We start from the raw sequence: 6,138 nt of genomic DNA on the forward strand, positions 1-6,138 counted from the left end.
ACGCGCCCCCCGTCACCGGGGGTGAACATGCCGACGACGACGACGACGCCGTGCTCCCGCGCCACCTCGGCCACCCGGCTCGCCCACGGGCCGTCGAGGGGCTCGGCGATCTCGTCCAGTCGGCCGGCCCCGAACGCCCGCATCGTGGCCTCGGGGAACACCACGATCCGGGCCCCCTGCGCGGCGGCCCCGGCCACCGACTCGCGGACCAGCTGCAGGTTGGCGGCGGGATCGCGCCCGGACAGGATCTGGGCGGCGGCGATGCGCACGGCGTCCTCCTCTGTTGCGTGGGTTCGGTGTCGCGGGCCCGGTCTTGCTGGACTCGGTGTTGCAGGCTCGGCCTTGCCGGGCTGCGTCCCGTCGACGCTACCCGCGCCGGGCGGCCCGCACCGCTCGCGCCAGCCGGCCCGCGCGCTCCCACAGCACCCACGCGAGCAGACCCACGACGATCGAGGCGGCGAACGAGGCCCAGACGTGACCGGCGTCGCGGATCGGCGGGTAGACCAGGAAATGGGTGAGGTAGATGAACAACGACGCGGCGGCGAGCGGGGTGAGGACGCGGACCACCGGGCGGGGCAGCCGGACCGCCGGCACCCAGATCAGGGCGAGCAGGCCGGCCACGATCACCGCCTCGCGGCCCGGGTCCCCGAACCAGCCGGGAACACAGGCCAGGGCCACCGCCGACGTCGCCAGCCGGGTCCACACGGTGTGGCTGCGCGCGATCGCCCAGCCCAGGCCGAACAACCACAGCACGGCCGGCGCCGAGTACCAGACCTGCGGGCCACCCCCGAGGTCGATCACCGTGAACCGCACCAGCAGGCCCGCGGCGACCAGCGCGGCGGGCAGGACGAGGGGCAGCCGCCGATCGAGGCGGCTCACCGCGGGGACGGCCATGAGGGCGGCCACCGCCAGCAGCGCGTAGACCACCGCCTCGATGAACCACATCTGCCAGGGGTTCCACCAGCGGTCGGCCCACCACGACCTGGGGCCGAAGACATTGGTGGCCAACAGCGGTGAATACCAGTGGTAGCGGCTGGTCAGCGGGGTCACGATGAGCAACCACAGCACGGCGGGCAGGGCGATCCGCCCCGCCGTGCGCGCGATCCCGAGCGCACGGTCCCGGGCACTTTGGGAGTGCAGCCGGAACCGGGCCAGCGAGTACCCGGTGAGCGCCACCAGGACGTGGGCGCCGCCGATGATCGTGAGCGCCCGGGTGTGCGTGCCGACGATGGTGAGGATGAACAGCGCCCGCAGCACGATCGACGTGTCGACCCGCGCCCATGCCCGCCACGGCGCCCACCACCGGGACGGGGCCCTGGTCACCGTCGCGGCCAGGTGGTCCAGCTCGGCGAGCGGCCGCAGGTGCCAGTCGTCCGGCAGGCCGGGGGCGGTCTCGGCGAGGCGGGTGGAGAGCACGACGTAGGTGAGCGAGTCGCCCCCGAGGTCCACGAAGGTCGCCTCCGGTCCGGCGGCGGCGAGCTGGTCGGGGCTGAGCCCGAGCGCGTGCGCGACCATCACGGACGGCCTTGTCGCCGGGGCTCCGGCCCTGACACCCGCGCTGTCGCCCGCCCCGGCACCCGACAGGCCCGCCGCGCGATCCCGGCCCGCGACAAGCTGCCGGATCGCGGCGTGGTCGATCTTGCCCGCGGGTGTGCGGGGCGGCTCGTCCACGAGGAGCACCTCGACGGCCGACGGCGGGAGCCCCGACGCCCGGGCGGCCGCGGCGACCAGGGCCGCCGGGCCGCCGTCGTCACCGGACTCCCGGGTGACCGCCACGAGTCGGTCGGGTTCGCCCACACACCATGCCTCGATCCCGTGCCCGTCGGCGAGCAGGGCCTCGACGCGGCCGAGGTCGATCCGGTGGCCGAAGATCTTGGTCTCGCGGCCCATGCGGCCCACGATCTCCACCAGGCCGTCGTGGGCGATCCGCGCGAGGTCGCCGGTCCGGAGCTCGGTGAGCTCGTGGCCGCGGGCGAGGTCGGCGGAGGTGCGCGCGTACCCCATCATCACGTTGGGGCCGGAGTAGACGAGCTCGCCGGGGGCGTCGGGATCGGTGTGACCGGCGGGGTCGGTGGATCCGTCGGGGCCGTCGGCGGGGACCGGGTCCACGCGGAAGGACCCTCCGGGAACGGCGACGCCGATCGCCCCGGCACGGCTGCGCGCGAGGTGGGCGGGCAGGTACCCCATGCGGGCGGTGGCCTCGGTCTGGCCGTACATCACCACGAGCTCGGCGCCCCGCGACTCGAGGCGCTCGGCGAGCGTGCGCACCTTCTCCGGTGCCAGGCGACCGCCGGCCTGGGTGAGGTAGCGCAGCCGCGGCAGGTGGTCCAGCCGGTCGAGCCCGACCCGTTCGAGCAGCTCGACCGTGTGCGGGACCGCAGCGAAGGTCGTCACACCGTGGGCACCCGCCCGCTCCCAGAACTCCGGGGTCGAGACCGAGGCCTCGTTGAGGACGACCGAGGCGCCCACGAGCAGATGACTGTGCAGGACCGAGAGTCCGTAGCAGTAGTACGGCGGGAGGGTGGTGATCGCGCGGTCCGACGGCGCGATGCGCAGGTACTCCGCGATCTGCCCGGCGTTGGCCAGCACCGCGTCCCGTGACTGCCGGACCAGCTTGGGCGAGCCCGTCGACCCCGAGGTGCTGAGCAGCAGCGCGAGGTCGGGGTGCAGCTCGTGCCCCGGCGGCGTGCGGTGGGCCGCCGGAGGAACCACCTCGCCGCCGCCCAGGACCAGGTCCGGGGCCCACGCCTCCACGAGGGCCCGGGGCGCGGGGCTCCCCGGTGGCAGCAGCAGCACCACGTGACCCGCCTCGAGGGCGGCCAGGTAGTCGACGAGGAACGCGAGCGTGTTGGCGGCCCTCAGTGCGAGCAGCCTCCGGCCGGTGGTGACAGGCGGGAGCTCGGCGCTCCGGTCCGCCACGCGACGGGCCAGGTCGGCGTAGGTGAGGGCCTCGTCGTCGTCGATGATCGCCACCGCCCGGCCCCGCTCGGCGAACGCGGACACCAACCCGAGCGGCGCCCGGGAGGTACCCACCTGCGAGATCGTCATCCGGACACTGTATGAGGGTAGGCAACCCTTGGGCAATCCGTTGGATGGCCCGGGCAGTAGCGGGGAGTCGGCGTCAGCGCCGGTCGTCGCGCTCGTGGCGCGGACGCCAGACCACCACGGAGGTCGAGCGGGGCACGTGGACCAGCTCCCCGCCTGCCCTGCGGCGCGCCGCAGCACCCGCGCGCAGCTCCGCGAGCTCCTCCCTCAGCTCACGGACCCGCGACTGCAGGGCGTCGACCTGGTTGGTCAACTCGATGATCCGCTTGATGCCGGCGAGGTTGACGCCCTCGTCCTGACTGAGCCGCTGCACCTCGCGGAGCATGGCCACGTCCCGCAGGGAGTACCGCCGGCCGCCGCCGCTGGTCCGTTCGGGAGTGACGATCCCCAGCCGGTCATAGGTGCGCAGCGTCTGCGCGTGGAGCCCGGACAGCTCGGCCGCCACGGAGATCACCAGGACGCTGTCGTCGGGGCCGAGGTCCCCGACCTCCCGCCGGGGGCTCACGCCGACCCGGCCCAGCCCGACCGTGGATCGAAGCCGGCCGCACGCAGCGCCTCGTCGTACGCCGCGAGCTCGGCCTCGGCCATCCCGGCGGGGGGCGTGGCCACCCGGAGGGTCACCTTGAGGTCCCCGGTCCCGGACTTGCGGGCGATCCCCCGGCCACGGACCCGCAGGATCTGACCGTCCCGCGACCCGGCCGGGACCTTGACGGTCACCCGCCCGGTGAGCGTCGGCACCGACACCTGCGACCCGCGGACGAGCTCCGGGTAGGACACCGGGAGATCCACGAGCAGGTCGGCGCCGTCGCGATCGAACACGGCGTCCTTCTGCACCGTGACGGTCACGTAGAGGTCGCCCGACGGAGCTCCGCGGAATCCGGCCTCCCCCTGACCCGACAGGCGGATCCGCTGGCCGTCCTGCACCCCGGCCGGGACCTTCACGTTGATGGTGCGGGCCCGGTCGGTGACCCCGCTCCCCCCGCAGTCACCACACGGGTCGTCGATCTTCGAGCCGGTGCCGCCACAGTCGGTGCACGGTTCGGCGAACCCGAAGGCCCCCTGGGTGCGCTGGGTGACACCCGCGCCGTGGCAGGTCCCGCACACCTTTGGGCTGGTCCCGGGACGGGCGCCGCTGCCGTGGCAGGTCAGGCACGGCGACGCCGACGAGAGCTTGATCTGCACCGTCTCACCGAGGGCGGCCTCGCGGAACGACAGCGTCAGCGCGGTCTCGACGTCCTGCCCGCCCCGTGGCCGCTGGGCCCGGGCCCGGGCTCCGCCACCACCCGCAGCGCCCCCGCGACCCTGGTTGAACAGTCCGCCGAAGAGGTCGGAGAAGCCTCCGGCACCACCGGCTCCCCCGGCGCCGCCGAAGAGGTCGCCGATGTCGAAATCGCCGCCGGTGGTGGTGTACCGGCCGCCGCCGGGCGGCGCGAAGCCGCCGAACCCGCCCGACGAGACCTGGGCACGGAACTCGTCGTACTCCTTGCGCTTGGCGGGGTCGCCGATGACGCTATTGGCCTCGCCGACCCGCTTGAACTTCTCCTCGGCGGCCTTGTTCCCCGGGTTCTTGTCCGGGTGGTTGTCGCTCGCGAGCTTGCGGTACGCCTTGCGGATCTCGTCCTGGGTGGCGGACTTGGAGACGCCCAGCTCGGCGTAGTAGTCCTTCTCGACCCATTCCCGTGAACTCACCAGACGCCTCCTTTCTTCTCGTTGTCAGTGCCTACCGGTGTGCAGTTGACCTTGTTGCTACGAGGTCAACTGCACACCGGTGTAACTAGCGGACGCTGACCATCGCCGTCCGCAGGGTCCGCTCCCCGTGGCGGTACCCCTTGCGCAGGATCGCGCCGAGCACGGGCTCGGAGCCGTCCGACTCGTCCTGCACGGCCTCGTGCACGGTCGGGTCGAAGGCGTCGCCCTCCTCGCCGAAAGCCTCGACACCCTGGGACGTCAGGAGCGCGTGGACCTTGTCGGCGAAGACCTTGAGCGGCCCCTCCTCGAGGTCCCCGTGCGCCCGCGCCCGATCGAGGTCGTCGACGATCGACAGGAGCTCGGTGAGGACCGACCCCTTGGCGGTGTCGATGATCACCTGGCGGTCCCGCTCCACACGGCGGCGGTAGTTGGCGAACTCCGCCGACACCCGCTGGAGATCCGCGGTGCGCTCGTCGAGTTGCTTCTGCAACTCGGCGGTCGCGTCGGTCGCGGCAGGGTCCGTCGTCTCCTCGCCGGGCGGCTGCTCGACGCCGTCGTCGGCGGCCGTGCCGTCGTTGACGACCTCGCCCTCGACCGCGTCGGCTGTCGCCGAGCGCGCGTCCATCGCCTCGGCGGCCGCCACGTCCGCGGCGTCACCGCCGGCCCAGGCGGCCTTATCGGACTCCGGACCGTCCGCGTGTGGTGTTGTCACTGGAACTCACCCCTGGCTGTCTCGTCGTCTGCGGTCGTCTCCTCGATCTCCTCGACCCCGACGCCGGCGGACTCGTCCGCCACGGCGGCCGCCTCCGGGGCGACGGGGGCGTCCTCGGCCCACGCCGCCTCGAAGGCCTCCTCGTCTGTGGCCTCGGGCGCCCCGGGGTCGGGGGTCCCGTCGGGGCGGGTCACTTGGAGTCGCCCTTCGACTCGTCCTCGTCCACGACCTCGGCGTCCACGACGTCGTCGTCAGCGGATCCGGCGGACCCACCCTCGGCTCCGGCCTGGGCGCCCTCGGCCGCGGAGGCCTCGTAGATGGCCTGCCCGACGGCCTGGGCCTCGGTGTTGATCTTCTCCACCGCGGCCTTGATGGCGTCGACGTCGGTGCCCTCGAGCGCGGTCTTGGCCTCGGCGATCGCGGTCTCGATGGACTCGAACCGGTCGGCGGAGACCTTGCCGGCGTCCTTGTTCTCCGAGACGAACTTCTCCGTCTGGTAGATGGTGGACTCGGCCTGGTTGCGGGCGTCGGCCTCCTCGCGGCGCTTGTGGTCCTCCTCGGCGTGGGCCTCGGCGTCCTTGATCATCTGGTCGATCTCCTCCTTGGACAGGCCGGAGCCGTCCTGGATGATGATCGTGTTCTCCTTGCCGGTGCCCTTGTCCTTGGCGGTGACGTGGACGATGCCGTTGGCG

Annotated in this window: 7 protein-coding genes; all 7 read right to left on the reverse strand. The window is 73.2% G+C overall.

Features of this window, described 5'->3' with window-relative positions; genetic code table 11:
• The coding region (locus B4M60_RS02990; RefSeq protein WP_291080146.1) for a nitrilase-related carbon-nitrogen hydrolase at window positions 1-269 on the reverse strand (269 nt) is incomplete at its 3' end.
• A 97-nt stretch (window positions 270-366) separates the two neighbouring features.
• Window positions 367-3,048, reverse strand: a complete 2,682-nt coding sequence (locus B4M60_RS02995) for an AMP-binding protein (protein ID WP_291080147.1) — start codon at window positions 3,046-3,048, stop codon at window positions 367-369.
• 73 nt (window positions 3,049-3,121) lie between these two features.
• The gene (locus tag B4M60_RS03000) at window positions 3,122-3,550 is read right to left on the reverse strand and encodes a heat shock protein transcriptional repressor HspR (RefSeq protein WP_291080148.1); all 429 of its coding nucleotides are present in this window, start codon (window positions 3,548-3,550) and stop codon (window positions 3,122-3,124) included.
• Complete coding sequence (gene dnaJ / locus B4M60_RS03005) at window positions 3,547-4,734, reverse strand: molecular chaperone DnaJ (RefSeq protein WP_291080150.1); 1,188 nt, start codon at window positions 4,732-4,734, stop codon at window positions 3,547-3,549. The genes B4M60_RS03000 and dnaJ overlap by 4 nt, the downstream gene beginning before the upstream one ends.
• A gap of 85 nt (window positions 4,735-4,819) precedes the next feature.
• A complete protein-coding gene (grpE, locus tag B4M60_RS03010; RefSeq protein ID WP_291080152.1) occupies window positions 4,820-5,446 on the reverse strand; it encodes a nucleotide exchange factor GrpE in 627 nt (208 codons plus the stop codon).
• On the reverse strand, window positions 5,443-5,640 hold the full coding sequence (locus B4M60_RS03015; RefSeq protein ID WP_291080154.1) for a hypothetical protein: 198 nt from the start codon (window positions 5,638-5,640) through the stop codon (window positions 5,443-5,445). The genes grpE and B4M60_RS03015 overlap by 4 nt, the downstream gene beginning before the upstream one ends.
• Window positions 5,637-6,138, reverse strand: a 502-nt coding sequence (locus B4M60_RS03020) for an Hsp70 family protein (RefSeq protein WP_291080156.1), incomplete at its 5' end; no start/stop codon positions are given. The genes B4M60_RS03015 and B4M60_RS03020, both read right to left, overlap by 4 nt.

Origin of the sequence: Dietzia sp. UBA5065, assembly GCA_002415925.1 — a bacterium.
GTDB lineage: Bacteria > Actinomycetota > Actinomycetes > Mycobacteriales > Mycobacteriaceae > Dietzia.

Bases quoted from the DNA above. Each gene is read 5' to 3' on its own strand.
- B4M60_RS02995 (WP_291080147.1), bottom strand. From the start codon at position 3,048: ATGACGATCTCGCAGGTGGGTACCTCCCGGGCGCCGCTCGGGTTGGTG.